Below are 19,297 nucleotides of genomic sequence, written 5' to 3'. Positions count from 1 at the left end.
GGATTCTGTTATGATTGTAGACAATACCTGATCGATCAGGGGGAAGACATTTTCTCTATGAATGGGGTGGGAATATGAACAATCGAATATTTCTGCCGGTCGTATTTGTTCTCGCACTGTTAATCGGTGCGGGCGGTATGTTTGCATATCTGTCTGTTTCAGACAATCAGGAAGCGGCACCGCAGGAAAATACATCCGAGCAGGCATCTGCCGAAAGTGATGATGACAGCAGCCAGGGCAGCACCGAAAGCACCGGTTCCGAGCCGGATGATGATCAGATACAGCGTGCGATGGAAATGATTCTTGACACATATCTGGAAGATGTAGATGAGCAGCAGCTTATCGAAGGGGCCATCTCCGGAATGATTGAAACGTTAGATGATCCTTTTTCTGACTTTATGAATGAATCAACCGCTGAGGAATTTATGAACTCACTGGAATCGTCATTTGAAGGGATTGGGGCAGAAGTCAGCATGACAGACGGCCGTGTTACGATCGTGGCACCATTTCGCGATTCGCCGGCGGAAGATGCAGGACTTCGGCCAAATGATCAGATTATCGAAATTGATGGAGAAGATATAGAAGGACTTTCGCTTTATGATGCCGTACTGAAAATTCGCGGGGAAAAAGGAACGACGGTCACGCTGACGATAGACCGTCCCGGAATGTCGGACTATATGGACGTCGATGTTGTGCGCGATGAAATTCCGGTGGAAACAGTATACGGAGACATTGTGGAACAGGACGGCCAGAGCATCGGAGTTCTTGAAATCCGTTCTTTCTCTGAAAATACAGCTGAACGGTTTGAAGAAGAGCTTGGTGAGCTTGAGTCAGAAGGCATCGATGGCCTGATGATCGATGTCCGCGGTAATCCCGGCGGATATCTGCAAAGTGTTGAAGACATTGGAGACCTGATTATTCCTGGTGGAGAAACAGTCGTTCAGATCGAGGACCGGGAAGGAGACAGAACCCGGCACGTTTCCAATCTGGAAGAAGAAAAGGATTATCCAATTGTTGGATTAATTAATGAAGGAAGTGCCTCTGCATCTGAAATTCTGGCAGCGGCTCTGCTAGAAGCAGGCGGCCACGATATCGTTGGTACGACGACGTTCGGCAAAGGTACCGTTCAGCAGACAATGCCGATGGACGACGGCAGTCAGCTCAAGCTGACACTTTTCCGTTGGCTTACATCAGACGGCAATGACATCAATGAGGCAGGTGTCAGTCCGACCGTAGAAGTTGAGCAGCCTGATTATTTCTACAGCACGCCGATTGATGCGGAAGAACCGCTCGTACTCGATATGTTCAGTGAGCATGTCGAAAGTGCACAGGAAATGCTGACAGGCCTCGGTTACGAAACTGATCGGACAGACGGCTATTTTGATGAAGCAACAGAAGACGCCGTCCGCTCATTCCAGGAAGACGAGGGACTTGAGGCAACCGGTGAAATCAATGAAGAAACTGCTGATGCGATTCAGGAACGGATTATTGAATCCGTTCAGGATCAGGAAAACGATCTTCAGTATCAGGAGGCACTCAACCTGTTGCTGGAACAGGCTCAGTAAATAATTGTAAGGGAGACTCCGGATCCGCTTCCGGAGTCTCTTTTTCATGAACACATCACGTCGTGTCCCCGAACATCATGCGTTATTTCACCTGATCGTATAAAGCGGACTATTATTGATAAAATCCATGGGGATAATGGTGAGAAACGACACGAAAAGTTAATCGAAAAATGCTGTTCTTTTCCAAGAATTCCTTTAGAATAGAATATACAGGTTTGTTTAGGAGGGAATCACCATGGGATCCGTTTTGCTTGAAGCGTTAACGGCGGTTGGCAGACTGTTTCTGCATCCGCTGACATACATATTTGTGCTTGGGCTGTTTCTTTATCATATAAAACGCGTAAAGCGGGAGAGGCGCCATTTTCATACGAAGGTGCATGACGTTGTCAGTGCACTGCTTTCACCGGTACCTAAAGCACTGATCGCCGGATTCACTGCAGCGGTTGTTTTTGTCGTAACCGGGGTCGAGCTGTCCTATGCACTTCTGCTGCTGTTTACAGCAGTATGGCTGCTCCAGCTGCCGTTCCAGCATGCTTCCTGGTATAGCTTTACGGTAACCGCAGCTGTTTCTATGCTTCTTTTGCCCTTTTTACCAGCCGGCGGCACCGATTCTGCCTGGCTGAACGGTATGCTTGCGTCCCTTCAGGAAGTGAATATGCTTCACTTGGGCGTGCTGCTCGTAACGCTTATGCTGCTTGAAGCCGTTTTATTCCGAACAGCGGCTTCTTCTTCTCCGCTTTTGCAGAATAGTCCTCGCGGCAAGATGGTCGGGGCTCACACCGTATCGAACCTTTGGCTGATGCCTGCGGTGGTGCTCTTTCCAGCGGGAGGAACTGTTTCACAGGGATGGTGGCCGCTGCTTGACGGAGGGACCGGAACGTTTGGCTTTATGCTGATTCCGTTTCTGCTCGGCTATCAGGTGAAGGCGCAGTCTAGTTATCCAGATGTTGCATCGGAGCGAGTTGGAGCGAGACTGTTTGTGACGGCTCTTCTTACCGGGGTTTTCTTCGCAGCCTCTTTCTTTATGCCGGTAATGATTTACGCAGCCGCCGCCGTTGTTCTCCTCGGCCGTGTGAGCGCCGGATGGGCGTTTGAGGCAGCAGACCGAAGAAGTGTCAGCATTTATACCGCACGGGAAAACGGGCTGACGGTGCTTGGTGTACTGCCGGGATCGACTGCTGAGAAGCTGAACATTCTGCCGGGCGAAACCATCGTCAAGACAAACGGTGTGCAGGTGGAAACGCAGGCGGCATTTTACGAAGCGCTGCAACAGAGTTCTGCGTATGCGAAGCTGGAAGTAGTAGACCGCGACGGCGAAAAGCGAATTGCGCAGGCGTCGATTTATGAGAACGATCATTATTTAATTGGATGCCTGTTTATTCCGGATGACGAGAACACAAATTTATCACTGCGCGGACTCCGTTCTCTTGTCGTCCTTCGTCAGGATCGCAGAGAAACCGCAGGTGCTGACGAAGAGAAGGAAAATACTCACGAAGAAAAAAGCAGCTGACTGTGCTGCGCGGCTGTTCCGGAACATTTCCGGAACAGTTTTTTGACGTATAAGCCCGGACGGACTGCTTCCAAATCAGGAACAGAATGTATGTTCGCACGGAGCTGCATTTCGTGATATAATGGGTGAATCAGGATAAAATCGGGTATTAGATGAGGAGAATAAAGTTTAATGAGGGAAGGCAAGGTGACAGAACGTGGCTGTTGAAACCTATCCATTTAAGTTAGAATCCAAATACAAGCCTGCAGGCGATCAACCGCAAGCAATTGAAAAGCTCGTAGAAGGCATTCAGCAGGGAGAGAAATTCCAGACCTTGCTGGGGGCTACCGGAACAGGTAAAACATTTACGATGTCCAACGTGATCGAACGGGTGAAAAAGCCGACGCTGATCATTGCTCACAACAAAACACTTGCCGGACAACTATACAGCGAGTTTAAAGAGTTTTTCCCGGAAAACCGGGTCGAATATTTCGTCAGCTACTATGACTATTATCAGCCGGAAGCATATATTCCGCAGTCGGATACGTTTATCGAAAAAGATGCCAGCATAAATGATGAAATTGATAAGCTGCGCCACTCCGCGACGAGTTCACTGTTTGAGCGCGACGATGTCATCATCGTGGCCAGCGTTTCCTGCATTTACGGCCTGGGTTCCCCGGAGGAATACCGGGATCTTGTTGTGTCATTAAGGACCGGCGATGAGCGTGAACGCAATGACCTGCTGCGACAGCTCGTCGATGTGCAGTATACGAGGAACGATATCGACTTTCAGCGGGGAACGTTCCGTGTGCGCGGAGACGTCGTGGAGATATTCCCGGCTTCCCGCGATGAACACTGTTTACGAGTGGAGTTTTTTGGTGATGAAATCGACCGGATCACTGAAGTAGATGCGCTGACTGGAGAAGTGTTAGGCGAACGGCAGCACGCTGCTATCTTTCCGGCTTCCCACTTCGTTACACGGGAAGAAAAGCTGCAGCGTGCAATGAAGAACATAGAGGCGGAGCTTGAGACTGTTTTAAAGGATATGCATGACAGAGGCAAGCTGCTGGAGGCTCAGCGGCTGGAACAGCGGACACGCTACGATCTGGAGATGATGCAGGAGCTCGGATACTGTTCCGGAATTGAGAACTACTCGCGGCATCTGACGTTCCGGGAGGCCGGGGCGACTCCGTACACACTGCTTGACTATTTCCCGGAGGATTCCCTCATTATTATTGACGAGTCCCACGTGACGCTGCCGCAGGTCCGAGGCATGTACAATGGCGATCAGGCCCGCAAAAATGTGCTGGTTGACCACGGCTTCCGGCTTCCTTCGGCAAAAGATAACCGTCCGCTTAAGTTTGAAGAGTTCGAAAAGCACATCCGGCAGATCGTGTTTGTATCTGCTACACCAGGTCCGTATGAGATTGAGCATACAAAAGAAATGGTAGAGCAGATCATCCGGCCGACGGGACTGCTCGATCCGACGATTGATGTGCGGCCGATTGAAGGACAGATTGATGATCTGATTGAAGAGATCCGGCTGCGGCGCGAGCGCGGTGAACGTGTGCTTGTCACGACGCTGACGAAAAAAATGTCGGAGGACCTGACGAGCTATTTAAAAGAGGTCGGGATTAAAGTGCAGTACCTTCATTCAGACATTAAAACGCTGGAACGCATTGAAATTATCCGTGAACTGCGTCAGGGAGAATTCGACGTCCTTGTAGGGATTAACCTGCTTCGGGAGGGACTCGACATTCCGGAAGTGTCACTCGTTGCGATTCTGGATGCGGATAAAGAAGGCTTCCTCCGGGCAGAGCGTTCGCTGATTCAGACGATGGGACGGGCGGCTCGTAACTCGAACGGTCACGTTATTATGTACGCAGATAAAATGACGAACTCCATGCAGGTGGCGATCGATGAAACGACACGCCGCCGTTCCATACAAAAAGAGTATAACGACAAGTACGGAATTACACCTACGACGATTCAAAAAGCAATTCCGGAGCTGATAAAGGCAACATTCGCTGCTGAGGAAGACGAAACATACGAAGCGCTTGAAAAAGCACCGAATAAAAAGCTGACGAAAAAGGAACGTGAAAAAGTAGTGGAGCGTATGGAGCTTGAAATGAAGCAGGCTGCTAAAGACCTCGACTTCGAGCGAGCTGCCGAACTGCGTGACGTCATCTTAGAATTGAAAGCGGAAGGATGAGACAAACATGGCTTTAGATAACATTGTTGTGAAGGGGGCCAGATCCCACAACCTGAAAGATATTGATGTGACGATTCCGAGAAACAAGCTCGTTGTCATGACCGGTCTCTCAGGGTCAGGTAAATCTTCGCTCGCTTTTGACACGATTTACGCGGAAGGGCAGCGGCGCTACGTGGAGTCCCTGTCTGCTTACGCCCGTCAGTTTCTCGGCCAGATGGATAAACCGGACGTTGATTCGATTGACGGACTGAGCCCGGCTATTTCCATTGATCAGAAAACAACGTCGAAAAATCCAAGGTCGACAGTGGGAACCGTTACGGAAATTTACGACTATCTTCGCCTGCTGTTTGCGAGAGTCGGAACGCCGATCTGCCCGGTTCACGGAGTGGAAATCACTTCACAGACGGTAACGCAGATGGCAGACCAGCTCATGGCATACGAAGAGCGCACAAAAATGCAGATTCTCGCACCGGTTGTTTCTGGACGCAAGGGAACGCATGCGAAAGTACTGGAAGATATAAAGAAACAGGGTTATGTCAGAGTCCGCGTCAATGGAGAGATGCGTGAAGCGGCAGAAAAGATAACACTCGATAAGAATAAAAAGCATAATATCGAAGTCATTATCGACCGGATCATGATAAAGGAAGGAATTGAAACACGGCTCACGGACTCGCTTGAGACGGCACTGAATTTTGCTGAAGGTCAGGTCATTGTCGATGTAATTGACCAGGAAGAGCTGCTGTTTAACCAGCACCATGCCTGTCCGCACTGCGGCTTTTCCATAGGCGAGCTGGAGCCGCGGATGTTCTCCTTTAACAGCCCGTTCGGCGCATGCTCGAGCTGTGACGGTCTCGGCCATAAGCTTGAGGTGGATGAGGAGCTGATTATACCTGATCCGTCGCTGACGCTGAACGAACATGCGATTGCGGCTTGGAAGCCGACAAGCTCCCAGTATTACCCTTCGCTCCTTGCAAGCGTCTGCGCTCACTATAAAATTGATATGGACAAGCCGTTTAAAAAGCTCTCAAAAAAGGAAAAAGCGATTATACTTGATGGAAGCGGCCGCGAAAAAATCCACTTTCGCTACGAGAATGAGTTTGGACGCGTCCGCGAGAAGGATATTTACTTTGAAGGCGTGCTGAAAAACGTCGCCAGACGCTACCGGGAAACTGGATCAGACTATATCCGCGAACAGATGGAGCAGTACATGGCTCAAAAACCATGTCCGTCCTGCGATGGGAACCGTCTGCGCGAGGAATCGCTGGCGGTAAAAATAGACAGCCGGCATATTGGGGAAGTAACCGATATGTCGATCTCCGAAGCAGATCAGTTTTTTGACAGCCTGACGCTGTCGGAAAAGGATATGACAATTGCCCGGATGATACTTCGTGAAATTAAGGAGCGGCTCGGGTTCCTGGTAAATGTCGGTCTTGAGTATTTGACGCTGTCACGTTCGGCAGGAACGCTTTCCGGCGGAGAAGCGCAGCGAATCCGGCTCGCTACTCAAATCGGATCTTCTCTCATGGGCGTGCTTTACATTCTCGATGAACCATCCATCGGGCTGCATCAGCGGGACAATCACCGGCTGATCAGCACGCTCGAAAGAATGAGGGATCTCGGCAACACGCTGATCGTTGTTGAACACGATGAGGATACGATGCTAGCGGCCGATCATCTGATTGATATCGGACCTGGGGCCGGAGTGAACGGCGGCAGCATTTGTTCAACCGGCACTCCTGAGGAAGTGATGAAAGACGAAAAATCGCTGACAGGCAAGTACTTGTCCGGTGAAAAGTTTATTTCCCTCCCCACTGAACGACGGAAGCCGACGAAACGCCGTCTGCAGATTAAGGGAGCGTCAGAAAATAACCTGAAAAACACAGACGTGTCTATTCCGCTTGGACTGCTCAATGCCGTGACCGGGGTATCGGGATCCGGGAAAAGTACGCTGATTAACGACATTTTGAAACGTTCCCTGTCTTTAAAGCTCACAACAGCGAAGGCGAAGCCTGGCAAAGTGAAGGAAGTAAAAGGAATCGATCAGCTGGAAAAGGTGGTCGACATCGATCAGTCGCCGATCGGCAGAACGCCGCGTTCAAATCCAGCCACGTATACAGGCATGTTTGATGATATCCGCGACGTGTTTGCAATGACGAACGAAGCGAAGGTGCGCGGCTATAAGAAGGGGCGCTTCAGCTTTAACGTGAAAGGCGGCCGCTGTGAAGCCTGCCGCGGTGACGGGATCATTAAAATCGAGATGCACTTCCTTCCTGATGTCTATGTCCCGTGCGAGGAATGCCACGGAAAACGGTACAATCGAGAAACGCTTGAAATTAAATACAAAGGCAAAAATATCGCGGATGTACTCGATATGACGGTGGATGAAGCAGTCGATTTCTTCGAAAATATCCCGCGAATTAAACGAAAGGTGACAACGCTGCAGGATGTCGGTCTCGGCTATATTAAGCTCGGCCAGCCGGCAACGACGCTTTCCGGAGGGGAAGCGCAGCGGGTTAAACTGGCTTCGCAGCTGCACCGGCGTTCCACCGGGAAAACCTTCTATATACTGGACGAGCCGACAACCGGGCTGCACGTTGCAGACATTGAGAAACTGCTTCACGTGTTGCAGCGCCTTGTGGAGAACGGGGATACGGTCGTCGTCATCGAACACAATCTTGACGTGATTAAAACGGTCGACCACGTCATTGATCTCGGTCCGGAAGGCGGAAACGGCGGCGGGGAGCTGGTGGCCGAAGGAACGCCGGAAGAAGTCGCAGAAGTGGAAGCCTCCCATACCGGACGCTTTTTGAAGCCGATCCTGGAGCGTGAGCGCAAGCGAATGAATGAGAAAGCAGAACCGGCAACCGCGAGATGAAACATCTGCGGCGCTGATCCGTAATACACCCGAATGCCGATGGAGAATACGCCTCCGGACGGAGGGAACTCTGTGGAGGCTGCTGTATTATGAAGGCAGGGGCGGGAAACTGGACCTGCCGACTATGGAAAGGGGCGTTTGATCATGCAGGAAGAACGGAAAATGATTCTGAAGATGATCGAGGACGGGAAAATTTCTGCCGAGGAAGGTATGCGTCTGCTGGAAACGATTAATGAGCGTGAAAAGCAGGCAGAGCCGGAACCGGAACAGACTTCTTTTGAAGACGATTCTGCGCATTCGGACAGAAACAGCCAGGAGAGCGGCGAATGGAGCTATCGCCGTGCAGAAGAAAAGATGACGAGCTTTGCCAATAAGTTTTCCGGCTTTGTTGATGATGCTGTGCACCGGCTGAAGGAGTTTGATCTTGATTTTAACTTCGGAACCGCTGAGAAAATCGATCATGTGTTTCAGCAGCGCGATGTGTATGTAAAGGAAGCCGATATTCACGTGGAGAACGGTGCGGTTGAAATTCGTCCTTCCGACGAGAAGAAGGTGCGGATTGAATGCGACGTCCAGGTGTTTCGCGTGAAGGATGCAGAAACGGCCAGACGTGAATTTTTACGCGAAGCCCAGTTCAGCATTTCCAACGGCCGGCTCCGCTTTGATGTCCGTAAAAAATCGATGAAAGTGAATACGGTGGTGTATCTGCCGACCGGCGATCTGGAAAAGCTGAAAATATATGCGTTCAACGGACGTATAAATGCCGGGAGCCTGCCGGTTCATAAACTCGATATCCGGGGCGTCAACAGTAAGATCGCCGTTGAACGGATCGATGCAAAAGAAGCCAGAATTGAAACGACGAACGGCTCGATTACCGTGCGCCAATTTAATGCGATGGATGGAGAATTGAAATCCATGAACGGGACGGTAACAGTGGATGCCGGACGAGGCGACTTTCATCTGGAATCAGTCAATGGCACGCTGCATTTCCGTCTTTCGGAAGCGTCCCAGTCCAAGGCATACTTGAAAACGGTGATGGGCAGCGTCTATGTGGCAGTTCCGGACGGCGTAAAAGTGGAAGCAGACGTGAAGACCACTGTCGGCGGTCTGCACTGCCAGCTGCCGAATATGAGCGTGATTGAAGAGAAAAAGGATTATGCTCAGAAGCGGCAGACGTTTCTTGCGAACAAGGAGGGAGACGGCCATTTCTATATTGAGGCCGAATCCACTACAGGTTCGATTCACGTTAAATAACCGGAGGTGTCTTGCATGAAACAGCTGTCCCGGACGATTGAAGACCGCAAGCTGGCAGGAGTGTGCGGAGGACTCGGCAAGTATTTTGGAATTGATCCGACGGTCGTGCGTATTGCAGCGATTGTTCTGTTTTTCCCGTTTTCCCTGCTTGTCGTGTCACTCTATTTGATCGGAGTATTTCTCATGCCGAATGAGGGGGATGTGAGAGGACTATGAGCTGGCTGATACAGCTGATTGTGAACGCAGTCGTTCTCCTGATTATCGCGTATTTCTTCAACGGTATCGAGTTGACAGGCTTCGGTGCGGCTGTGATTGCCGCCCTGATCCTCGCCGTTGTGAACGTCATTGTGAAGCCGATTCTCGTCGTACTGACGCTGCCGATTACGATTTTGTCACTCGGATTGTTTTTATTCGTCATCAACGCCATTACGCTCATGCTGACCGCATGGTTTATGGGAGACAGCTTTGTCATTGACGGCTTTTTCAACGGTCTGCTTGCAGCGGTGATCTTTGCGCTGCTGAATGCGATCATATCGAACTTTATCATCGATCCGCTCACGAAGCGGTAGCGATGGACGTCTGCAGCGGTCCGGCATCAGCCGGACCGTTTTTTCGTGCGGAGAGCGGAGGCGCTTTCCGTCCGGGAGTTCCTCTGGTATGCTAGAATGGAAAAAGATGAAGCGAGCAGGAGAGGAGCAGATGCAGCATGGCAGAAGTGACAGCAGATCGACTGATGGAGGAATTTGACCTGACGCTGATGAATGACGAAGAAGCGGTGACCTACCGTCCTATTACAACAAGTGATATTTCGCGACCGGGCATGGAAATGGCTGGCTTTTTTACATACTATCCGGCGAAGCGGATTCAGCTGTTAGGGAAAACAGAGATGTCGTTTTATGAGCAGCTGGCGGAAGAGGACCAGGTGGACCGGATGCAGCGTCTTTGCACGTATGATACTCCGGCGATCATTCTTTCCAGGGGAATCGAAGTACCCGATACGTTAAAAAATGCGGCTAACGAAGTAGGCGTGCCCGTCTTTTCCGCTGAGATTGCCACGACGAGACTCAGCTCCAAGCTGACGACCTATTTGGAAAGCAGGCTCGCACCGATGACGGCGATGCACGGCGTGCTGATCGATATTTACGGAATCGGCGTGCTGATCACCGGCTCGAGCGGTGTTGGTAAAAGTGAAACAGCGCTGGACCTTGTCAGGCGCGGGCATCGGCTCGTAGCCGATGATTCCGTTGAAATCCGCGAAGAGCAGGACGGCGTGCTAGTTGGGCGTTCGCCGGATTTAATCCGTCACCTGCTTGAAATAAGGGGGCTTGGCATCATCAATGTGATGACGCTTTTCGGCGCCGGCTCTGTGCGAAATGAAAAACGGCTTGGACTTGCCATTGATCTCGAGGCGTGGGATCAGAAAAAACAGTACGACCGGCTCGGACTGGATGAGGATTTTATTCAAATATTCGAAACGAACCTTCCAAAAATTACGGTGCCGGTGCGACCAGGCCGGAACCTGGCCGTTATCATTGAAGTAGCGGCGATGAACTTCCGCCTTAAGCGGATGGGTATTAATGCAGCCGAACAGTTTTCCGAACGGCTTGCGACCGTGATTGAAGAAGGCGATCACGATCATGACTAAACAACAGTTGAGGTGACCATGTTGCTATATTCGATACAACCTATGAATCCAATCGCATTTGAAATTGGTCCAATCTCAATCCACTGGTACGGCCTGCTGATCGGACTCGGTGCCTTTTTAGGTTATCTGATTGCCAATCGCGAAGCGAAAAAACGCGGGATGCCGGATGATTTGCTAGCGGACTTGCTCATGTGGGCGCTACCGGCAGCAATCATTGGAGCGAGATTGTACTACGTGATTTTCCGGTGGGAACAATTTGCGGAAGATCCAGTGCGCGTCTTCTTTATTTGGGAAGGCGGGCTTGCGATTCACGGCGGTTTGATTGCAGCCGTGCTGACCGCTTATTTATTCTGCCGCGTGAAAAATGTTTCTTTTTGGAAGATGGCGGACATCACAGCGCCGAGTATTTTGCTCGGACAGGCTGTAGGCCGCTGGGGAAACTTTGTGAATCAGGAGGTTTATGGAGGGGAAGTCTCCCGTCAGTTCCTCGAATCTCTGTTTCTGCCGACGTTTATTATCGATCAAATGTACATTAACGGCAGCTATTATCACCCGACCTTTTTGTATGAATCGCTTTGGAGCCTGGCCGGGGTGGCGCTGCTGCTCTATTTACGGCGTGTCAACCTGCGCCGTGGCGAGCTGTTTCTGACATACGTGATTTACTATTCAATCGGACGATTCTTTATAGAAGGAATACGTACCGACTACCTCCTGCTCTTTGGAACCTTCCGAACCGCGATGGTGCTGTCTGCCGTCCTGATTGCAGGTAGTATTGCGTTAATTATCTACTGGCGCAAAGCAGGATATACGAAGCGTTATTTAGACGATTGACCGTCAAGCGGGAAAGGATGCTAGTTTTCTTATGCAGACATTAAAAAAAGGCCTGCTCGCCGGACTTGCAACGACGTGGAAGCTCGGTAAAATAATCTTTCCGATCACGCTGATTGTGACGATGCTCAGTCAGACCGTTGTCATGGACTGGCTGACGAGGGTCCTTTCTCCGATGATGGGCTTGATCGGTCTTCCGGGAGAGGCAGCTATTCCGCTTGTCCTTGGCAATGTGCTGAATTTGTATGCGGCGATCGGAGCCATGCTGACAATGGACTTGACGGTAAAGCAAGTATTTATTCTTGCCGTTATGCTGTCGTTTTCACATAACTTGTTCGTAGAATCTGCTGTCGCAAAGCAGGTCGGCTTGCGGATCAGCGTTGTGCTTGCAGTGCGAATCGGGCTGGCGCTTGTGTCTGCCTGGGTGATTCATCTCGTTTGGCGCGGCGGATCAGAGCAGGCGAGCTACGGCTTTGTGCCGGCGAGCCCCGAGGAAGTAAGCGGTACGGCCGATATCTTTTTCTACGGGGTGGAAGCTGCCTTTATCGGAATTCTGCAGCTGGCTGCGATTGTCATTCCGATCATGTTGTTTGTACAAATTATGAAGGACCTCTCCTGGCTGCCTGTGTTCTCAAGGTGGATGACGCCGTTTACCAAGCTGCTCGGTGTGAAACCGAACACATCGACGACGCTGGCATCCGGACTGCTGTTCGGGCTCGCGTATGGAGCAGGGGTCATGATCCAGGCGGCAAAAGAAGACGGCGTATCGAAAAAGGATTTGTATCTGGTGTTTATTTTCCTCGTTGCCTGCCACGCAGTGATCGAAGATACGCTGATTTTTGCACCGCTGGGTATTCCGCTGTGGCCGCTGCTGCTAGTCAGATTGGTAACAGCGATTTTGTTGACAGCCGCTGTGGCGTTTATCTGGAACAGGCTTGAGCGGCAGGAGCAGGAAGAAGAGCAGCCGGCTGCAGCCGCATCGTCAGACCGGTAGAAAGGACGAATCGACATGAAACAGAACGAACTGAATACCGTGCTGTTTGATCTGGACGGTACGCTGATCAATACGATTGACCTCATTGTCGCCTCGTTTGAGCATACGTTGAACCAGTATTTCCCGGGAGTATACGGAAGAGAGGACATTGCCGGGTTTATCGGTCCTCCTCTATCGGAGACGTTCACGAGGCTGAATCCGGACTACGCTGACGACATGATCAGCGTTTACCGCCGCTTTAATCACGCGCACCATGATGAGCTGGTAAAAGGCTATGACGGGGTACATGAAACGCTGGACTATTTGCAGCGTCACGCTTATTCACTTGCAGTTGTCACAACGAAGCGAAGTGATACAGCACGAAAAGGGCTGAAGCTGATGAACATGGAGCAGTATTTTCCAGTTGTCGTGGCGCTCGATCACGTATCGAAATGGAAACCGGATCCGGAGCCGCTGCTAAACGCGCTTGGACAGCTGAACCGCCGGCCTGCGCAGGCGGTGATGGTCGGCGACAGCGAGCACGATATTCTCGCCGGAAAAAACACGGGAACGCGTTCAGCCGGTGTCTCCTGGTCTATTAAAGGCCGCGATCATTTGCAGCGGTTTGAGCCGGATGCGATGCTGGAGCAGATGACTGATTTGATTTCCTTTGTGGAAAAGCACTGAGAGGAGGAGCGCCATGCCCCGGAACACGACAAGCTACCCGGTGGAGACCGCCAACTCACTCTGGCACATCTACAAAACTGTTCCGTTCTGGAAGGTGGTGCGGAACTTTGCTGTTATTCAAACGGCGCGGTATACACCGTTTCTGCCTGTGAAAAACTGGCTTTACCGTACGTTTTTGCGAGCTAAGATCGGTCCGGAAGCTGCTGTTGCGCTGATGGTCATGTTTGATGTGATGTTCCCGGAGCGCATCTCAATTGGCCGGAACAGTGTAGTCGGCTATAACACGACGATTCTGGCACACGAATATTTGATCAGTGAATACCGTCTGGGTGATGTGATCATTGGCGACAATGTCATGATCGGAGCGAACTGTACGATTCTGCCCGGTGTTACGATCGGAGACGGGGCGGTAGTATCCGCGGCTACACTTGTGCATAAAGACGTGCCGCCTGGAGCGTTTGTAGGCGGGAATCCGATGCAACTGATCCGTCCAGGCGAGACGGAAAAATGAACAGAGCCGGAGAGGCGGTACTGATAGGGGATGCTCTGTCAGGCCGCTTTTTTAATCGATTCCGTTCCGGTTGACGGAGGCAGGGATGGCGTGTAATATATGTCATAAGATCTTTATTGCTCTATCACGTTAGCACATTAAAGTGAACGGAGAACAGGTCGGTTCCGGGATCCGGAATCAATCGATACAGACAGGAAAGGAAGACTGATGACATGACGAAGCTGTTTATGTTTGAAAAACCGCAGGGAATGCGGGATACATTGCCTGAGCTATATCAGCTGAAGCAGCAGATTAAGCGGGGGGTGACGCAGGAAGTCACACAGTGGGGCTATGAGTTTGTGGAAACTCCCGCTGTTGAATTTAACGAAACGGTCGGTAGTGCATCTGCCATTCTTGACCGACAGCTGTTTAAGCTGCTGGATCAGGAAGGCAATACGCTCGTGCTGCGTCCGGATATGACTGCACCGATCGCACGAATCGCTGCTTCCACAATGAAGACAGCGGAGCGCCCGCTGCGGCTGACCTATGATGCTCCCGTTTTTCGGGCACAGCAGTATGAAGGAGGACGTCCGGCTGAGTTTGAACAGGCAGGCGTCGAGCTGATCGGAGATGATTCGGTCAGCGCAGATGCGGAAGTGATCTCGCTGATGGTTTCCTCTATGAAAGCAGCTGGTCTTCCGACGTATCAAGTGGCAGTCGGTCACGTCGGTTTCGTAAATGCTCTTTTGAAGGAAGTTCTCGGCAACGAGGAGCGGGCTTCCGAATTCCGGCGTTATTTGTATGAGAAAAATTATGTCGGCTTTCGCAAAGCAGTTGAACAGCTTCCGCTTTCTTCGCTTGATAAGCGGCGGCTGCTGGAACTGCTTCGTCTAAAAGGGGACGCCTCCATTATTGAGCGTGCCCGCAGCATTACCGAATCACGTGCCGGTCAGAAAGCGCTTGATCAGCTGGAGAGCCTGCTTGATGTGCTTGCTGATTTTGACGTAGAGGACTGTCTCATTCTGGACTTGAACCTCGTCATGCACATGAGCTATTACACCGGTGTCGTCTTTGAAGCGTACAGCGAAGGACTCGGGTATCCGCTTGGAGGCGGCGGGCGTTACGACCAGCTGCTCGGACGGTTTCATCACGAAGAGCCGGCAACGGGCTTCGGTCTGCGCGTCGACCGCATGACAGAAGCACTTGGCCAGGCGAAACAGTCGGTGAAAAAGGATGTCTGCGTGATTTACAGCAGAGAAAGACGGAAAGAAGCGTTCGCTGAAGCGCAGCGTCTCCGTTCCGAAGGCCGTTCCGTTGTGATTCAGGAAATCAGCGGAATTGCTAATATTGATGCATATTCCAAGCAGTTCGACCGCACGGCGTACTATGTTGGATCTAATGGAGAGGGGGGAGCGCAGTCATGAATCAGGAGCTCTTGACCGTTGCGATGCCAAAAGGACGGATATTTGAAGAAGCCGTCGGGCTTCTTCGCAAAGCAGGATATGATCTGCCTCCGGAATTCGATGACTCCCGCAGACTTATTTTGGAAGTGCCGGAGTCCGGCATGCAGTTTATTCTGGCAAAGCCGATGGACGTGCCGACATATGTGGAGCATGGGGTAGCGGACGTCGGAGTTGCAGGCAAAGACGTGATGATCGAAGAAGAACGTGACGTTTACGAAGTGCTGGATTTAAAAATCAGCGCCTGCTATATGGCCGTTGCGGCCCTCCCGGACTACAGTCCCGAACTCGATGTCGCACCGAAAATCGCTTCCAAGTATCCAAAGCTGACTTCCGACTATTTCCGTGAACAGGGAGAGCAGGTCGAAATAATTAAGCTGAACGGATCGATTGAGCTGGCACCGATAGTCGGTCTTGCCGACCGGATTGTTGATATCGTCTCCACTGGTCAGACGCTGAAAGAAAACGGGCTGGTAGAGCTCGAGACGATGATACCAATTACGTCGCGCTTCATTGTGAACCCGGTCAGCTACCGCACGAAAGCCGACCGGATCGATGACATGGTCGACCGGCTTGCAGAGGTCATCAACGGGGAGGAACAAGCATGAAACTGGAAGCACTAACGAGCGGCATGTCCCTGAAGCGTTCAATTGATCAGGGCACATCGGAGCAGCGCAGAGCGGTGGAGCAGATTTTAGAGGACGTCCGCACACGCGGAGACGAGGCCGTAGCTGAACTGACAAAGCGCTTTGATGGCGCGGTCATGGACAGCATGCGCGTGACACCTGAAGAGCTGGAAGCCGGCGCAGCAGCCGTTTCAGAAGAGACGCGCAGCATTATCCGGGAAGCAGCGGCAAATGTCCGCGATTTTCACGAACGGCAGCGACGGGAAACGTGGATCACTACGAAGGCAGACGGGACGATCCTGGGCCAGCGCATTCTGCCTCTCGATGCAGCAGGCGTCTACGTACCTGGCGGGAGAGCTGCTTATCCGTCCTCTATCATCATGAACGTCGTCCCCGCTCAAGTGGCAGGAGTCGATCGAATCGTCATGGTGAGTCCCCCGGATTCAGATGGAAAGCTGGCGCCGGTCGTTCTGGCTGTGGCGCATGAGCTGGGCGTTAAGGAAATCTATAAAGTCGGTGGCGCGCAGGCGGTTGCTGCGCTGGCGTTTGGGACAGAAACAATCGCACCGGTCGATAAGGTCACCGGACCGGGCAACATCTTTGTGACGCTTGCGAAGCAGCTCGTTTTCGGCCATATCGACATCGATATGCTGGCAGGACCGAGTGAAATTGTCATTTTAGCAGATGAATCGGCACATGCAGATTTCATCGCAGCCGATATGCTGAGCCAGGCTGAGCATGATCCGATGTCATCAGCTGTGCTTGTCACAACGAGTCAGGAGCTGGCTGAGGAGACGAAGCAGGAAGTGGAGAAGCAGCTGCAGACGCTTCCGAAAAAAGAAATTGCCGGTCCGTCGATCGATAATCACGGCGCGATCTACGTTGCGGCCGATTTGGATAAAGCATGTGCAGCTGTGAATGAACTTGCTCCGGAGCATCTCGAGCTCCATACTGCCAAGCCGTGGGACGTGATGGCTAAAATTCGCCACGCCGGCGCTATTTTCCTTGGAGAAAACAGCTCAGAACCGGTAGGTGACTATTTTGCCGGACCGAATCACGTGCTGCCGACGAACGGCACGGCACGCTTTTCAAGTCCGCTGAACGTGGATGACTTTACGAAGAAAACGAGCATTTTATCATACAGCGAACAGGCGCTGAAAGACAACGGCGCTAAAATTGCCGCATTTGCAAGGCTGGAGCAGCTTGAAGCACATGCACGAGCCATTGAGATTCGCATGAAGAAGGGAGACCGACCATGAGCCGGACTGCAGAACGAAAACGGGATACGAAGGAAACACAGATTGAGCTGGAGCTGAACCTCGATGGAAGTGGAGAAGCAGACTTGCACACGGACGTACCTTTTATGACGCACATGCTTGATCTGTTTACGCGGCATGGGCTGTTCGATCTGAAGCTGACAGCACGTGGTGATACGGAAATTGACGATCACCACACGACTGAGGACATCGGTATTGTGCTCGGGTCTGCACTTCAGGAAGCGCTCGGTGATAAACGGGGCATCCGCCGCTACGGCTCTGCATTTGTACCGATGGATGATGCGCTTGCTCACGTGGTAATTGATTTGAGCAACCGGCCTCATTTTGAGCTGAAAGGCACCATCCCGCATCAGAAGCTGGGGACATTTGATACCGAGCTGATCGAAGAATTTCTGTGGAAGCTCGCGCTCGAGGCCCGCATGAACCTGCATGTGAACGTACACTACGGAACGAACGCGCATCACATCATCGAAGCGGTATTTAAGGCGCTGGGCCGTGCGCTGGATGAAGCGGTTCAGCTGGACCCGCGTGTGAAGGGAATTCCATCCACGAAAGGAAGTTTGTCATGATCGGTATCATCGACTATGGAATGGGGAATCTGCACAGCGTCACAAAAGCGCTGGAACGAATCGGCCACGATCCCTTTCTGTCGGAAGATCCTGCCGAGCTGAAACAAGCAGACATGCTGATTCTTCCTGGTGTAGGTTCGTTTCGTGATGGGATGGCGGAGCTTGCGAAACGAGGGCTCGATACGTTTGTTATAGAATGGGCTCGTGACGGCAAGCCGCTGCTTGGTATCTGTCTCGGCATGCAGCTTCTGTTTGACGAGAGCGAGGAAAACGGATCGACAAAGGGGCTCGGCCTGCTGCCGGGCAAGGTCGTCCGTTTTCGGGAGAACGGTGTGAAAGTACCTCACATGGGCTGGAATAAGCTCCATTTTAAACAGCCCGCACACCCGGTGCTGTATCAGGTTGAAGAGGGGCACGTCTATTTTGTGCATTCCTATTACGTGGAGGCAGGTTCGGATGAGGTACTGGTAGCCGTAACCGATTATGCAGATGCAGAAGTGCCGGCAGTCGCAGCATCCGGATCGGTCTGGGCCACACAGTTTCATCCGGAAAAAAGCAGCAGTGTCGGGATGAGCATGCTGAAAAACTTTGTAGAGCAGAAGGGAGGCGTTGAAGTTGACTGATTTCACTATTTATCCGGCGATTGATATCCGCGGCGGCAAGTGCGTCCGTCTTTTGCAGGGAGACTACGATCAGGAAACAGTGTACGGCGATTCGCCGTTCGATATGGCAGCGGCTTTTGCAGAAAAAGGCGCTTCCTGGATTCATATGGTGGATTTGGACGGGGCAAAAGCAGGTAAACCGGTGAACGATGCACACGTTATTCGTGCTGCTAAAGAGCTGGACGCAAATATTCAGATCGGCGGTGGAATCCGTACAGAAGCAGACATAACCCGCTATTTGGAAGCCGGGGTTGCACGTGTGATTCTTGGCAGCTCGGCTGTCGCCGATCCAGAGTTTGCTTCAGAAATGCTGGAGAAATACGGGAGCCGGATTGCAATCGGAATTGATGCGCGTGACGGATACGCTGCTACACACGGCTGGCTGGAAACGTCACAGGTGAGAGCAGATGAGCTTGGTAAGCGGCTCGCTGAGGCAGGCGCAGAGACGTTTATCATGACAGACATTTCGAAGGATGGCATGATGTCCGGACCGAACGTCGAGGCCATTGCTTCTCTTGGACGGGCAACCGGCAAGCGCGTGATTGCATCGGGCGGAGTCAGCAGCATGGATGACGTAAAGGAGCTGGCCTCGCGCAGCGGAGACGGTATTTCCGGAGCGATCATTGGTAAAGCGATTTATACCGATGCTCTTACCTTGGAGGATGCGCTGAAGGAGGAGTCGTAA

At 51.7% G+C, this 19,297-nt stretch carries 18 protein-coding genes; all 18 read left to right on the top strand.

The window, feature by feature from the left end; translation table 11 throughout:
* Positions 1–74 precede the first annotated feature (74 nt).
* Positions 75–1,565, top strand: a complete 1,491-nt coding sequence (locus ACSZLD_RS08315) for a S41 family peptidase (protein ID WP_444684875.1) — start codon at positions 75–77, stop codon at positions 1,563–1,565.
* A 235-nt stretch (positions 1,566–1,800) separates the two neighbouring features.
* Positions 1,801–3,075 carry a hypothetical protein gene (locus ACSZLD_RS08310; protein WP_444684874.1) on the top strand — a complete coding sequence of 425 codons (1,275 nt, stop codon included), beginning with the start codon at positions 1,801–1,803 and terminating at the stop codon, positions 3,073–3,075.
* A 196-nt stretch (positions 3,076–3,271) separates the two neighbouring features.
* A complete protein-coding gene (uvrB, locus tag ACSZLD_RS08305) occupies positions 3,272–5,266 on the top strand; it encodes an excinuclease ABC subunit UvrB (protein WP_377909623.1) in 1,995 nt (664 codons plus the stop codon).
* Positions 5,267–5,273: 7 nt separating this feature from the next.
* Positions 5,274–8,141 (top strand): excinuclease ABC subunit UvrA, encoded by a 2,868-nt coding sequence (gene uvrA / locus ACSZLD_RS08300; protein ID WP_444684873.1) that lies wholly within the window; start codon positions 5,274–5,276, stop codon positions 8,139–8,141.
* 144 nt (positions 8,142–8,285) lie between these two features.
* Positions 8,286–9,395, top strand: a complete 1,110-nt coding sequence (locus tag ACSZLD_RS08295) for a DUF4097 family beta strand repeat-containing protein (RefSeq protein ID WP_444684872.1) — start codon at positions 8,286–8,288, stop codon at positions 9,393–9,395.
* A 15-nt stretch (positions 9,396–9,410) separates the two neighbouring features.
* A complete protein-coding gene (locus ACSZLD_RS08290; RefSeq protein WP_377909626.1) occupies positions 9,411–9,611 on the top strand; it encodes a PspC domain-containing protein in 201 nt (66 codons plus the stop codon).
* Positions 9,608–9,964, top strand: coding sequence for a phage holin family protein (locus ACSZLD_RS08285; protein ID WP_377909627.1), 357 nt, complete (start codon positions 9,608–9,610; stop codon positions 9,962–9,964). The genes ACSZLD_RS08290 and ACSZLD_RS08285 overlap by 4 nt, the downstream gene beginning before the upstream one ends.
* Positions 9,965–10,101: 137 nt before the next feature.
* Positions 10,102–11,040 (top strand): HPr(Ser) kinase/phosphatase, encoded by a 939-nt coding sequence (gene hprK, locus ACSZLD_RS08280; RefSeq protein WP_444684871.1) that lies wholly within the window; start codon positions 10,102–10,104, stop codon positions 11,038–11,040.
* Positions 11,041–11,058: 18 nt separating this feature from the next.
* Entirely contained in the window at positions 11,059–11,871 is an 813-nt protein-coding gene (gene lgt / locus ACSZLD_RS08275) for a prolipoprotein diacylglyceryl transferase (RefSeq protein ID WP_440898567.1), read from the top strand.
* A 31-nt stretch (positions 11,872–11,902) separates the two neighbouring features.
* On the top strand, positions 11,903–12,862 hold the full coding sequence (locus ACSZLD_RS08270; protein WP_444684870.1) for a nucleoside recognition domain-containing protein: 960 nt from the start codon (positions 11,903–11,905) through the stop codon (positions 12,860–12,862).
* A gap of 15 nt (positions 12,863–12,877) precedes the next feature.
* The gene (gene ppaX / locus ACSZLD_RS08265) at positions 12,878–13,528 is read left to right on the top strand and encodes a pyrophosphatase PpaX (protein WP_377909630.1); all 651 of its coding nucleotides are present in this window, start codon (positions 12,878–12,880) and stop codon (positions 13,526–13,528) included.
* Positions 13,529–13,541: 13 nt separating this feature from the next.
* On the top strand, positions 13,542–14,039 hold the full coding sequence (locus tag ACSZLD_RS08260) for an acyltransferase (RefSeq protein ID WP_377909631.1): 498 nt from the start codon (positions 13,542–13,544) through the stop codon (positions 14,037–14,039).
* A 212-nt stretch (positions 14,040–14,251) separates the two neighbouring features.
* Positions 14,252–15,442 (top strand): ATP phosphoribosyltransferase regulatory subunit, encoded by a 1,191-nt coding sequence (locus ACSZLD_RS08255; protein ID WP_377909632.1) that lies wholly within the window; start codon positions 14,252–14,254, stop codon positions 15,440–15,442.
* The gene (gene hisG, locus ACSZLD_RS08250) at positions 15,439–16,086 is read left to right on the top strand and encodes an ATP phosphoribosyltransferase (RefSeq protein WP_444684869.1); all 648 of its coding nucleotides are present in this window, start codon (positions 15,439–15,441) and stop codon (positions 16,084–16,086) included. Before ACSZLD_RS08255 ends, hisG begins: the two co-directional genes overlap by 4 nt.
* Positions 16,083–17,363, top strand: coding sequence for a histidinol dehydrogenase (gene hisD / locus ACSZLD_RS08245; protein WP_377909634.1), 1,281 nt, complete (start codon positions 16,083–16,085; stop codon positions 17,361–17,363). The genes hisG and hisD overlap by 4 nt, the downstream gene beginning before the upstream one ends.
* Positions 17,360–17,950, top strand: a complete 591-nt coding sequence (hisB, locus tag ACSZLD_RS08240; RefSeq protein WP_377909635.1) for an imidazoleglycerol-phosphate dehydratase HisB — start codon at positions 17,360–17,362, stop codon at positions 17,948–17,950. The genes hisD and hisB overlap by 4 nt, the downstream gene beginning before the upstream one ends.
* Positions 17,947–18,573 carry an imidazole glycerol phosphate synthase subunit HisH gene (hisH, locus tag ACSZLD_RS08235; protein WP_377909636.1) on the top strand — a complete coding sequence of 209 codons (627 nt, stop codon included), beginning with the start codon at positions 17,947–17,949 and terminating at the stop codon, positions 18,571–18,573. Before hisB ends, hisH begins: the two co-directional genes overlap by 4 nt.
* Positions 18,566–19,297 (top strand): 1-(5-phosphoribosyl)-5-[(5-phosphoribosylamino)methylideneamino]imidazole-4-carboxamide isomerase, encoded by a 732-nt coding sequence (gene hisA / locus ACSZLD_RS08230; protein ID WP_444684868.1) that lies wholly within the window; start codon positions 18,566–18,568, stop codon positions 19,295–19,297. Before hisH ends, hisA begins: the two co-directional genes overlap by 8 nt.

The sequence above is a fragment of the Alkalicoccus luteus genome, assembly GCF_052061695.1.
Taxonomy (GTDB): Bacteria; Bacillota; Bacilli; order Bacillales; family Salisediminibacteriaceae; genus Alkalicoccus; species Alkalicoccus luteus.
Note: the sequence above shows the minus strand (reverse complement) of the source record. Positions and strands in the feature narration are given on the sequence as shown.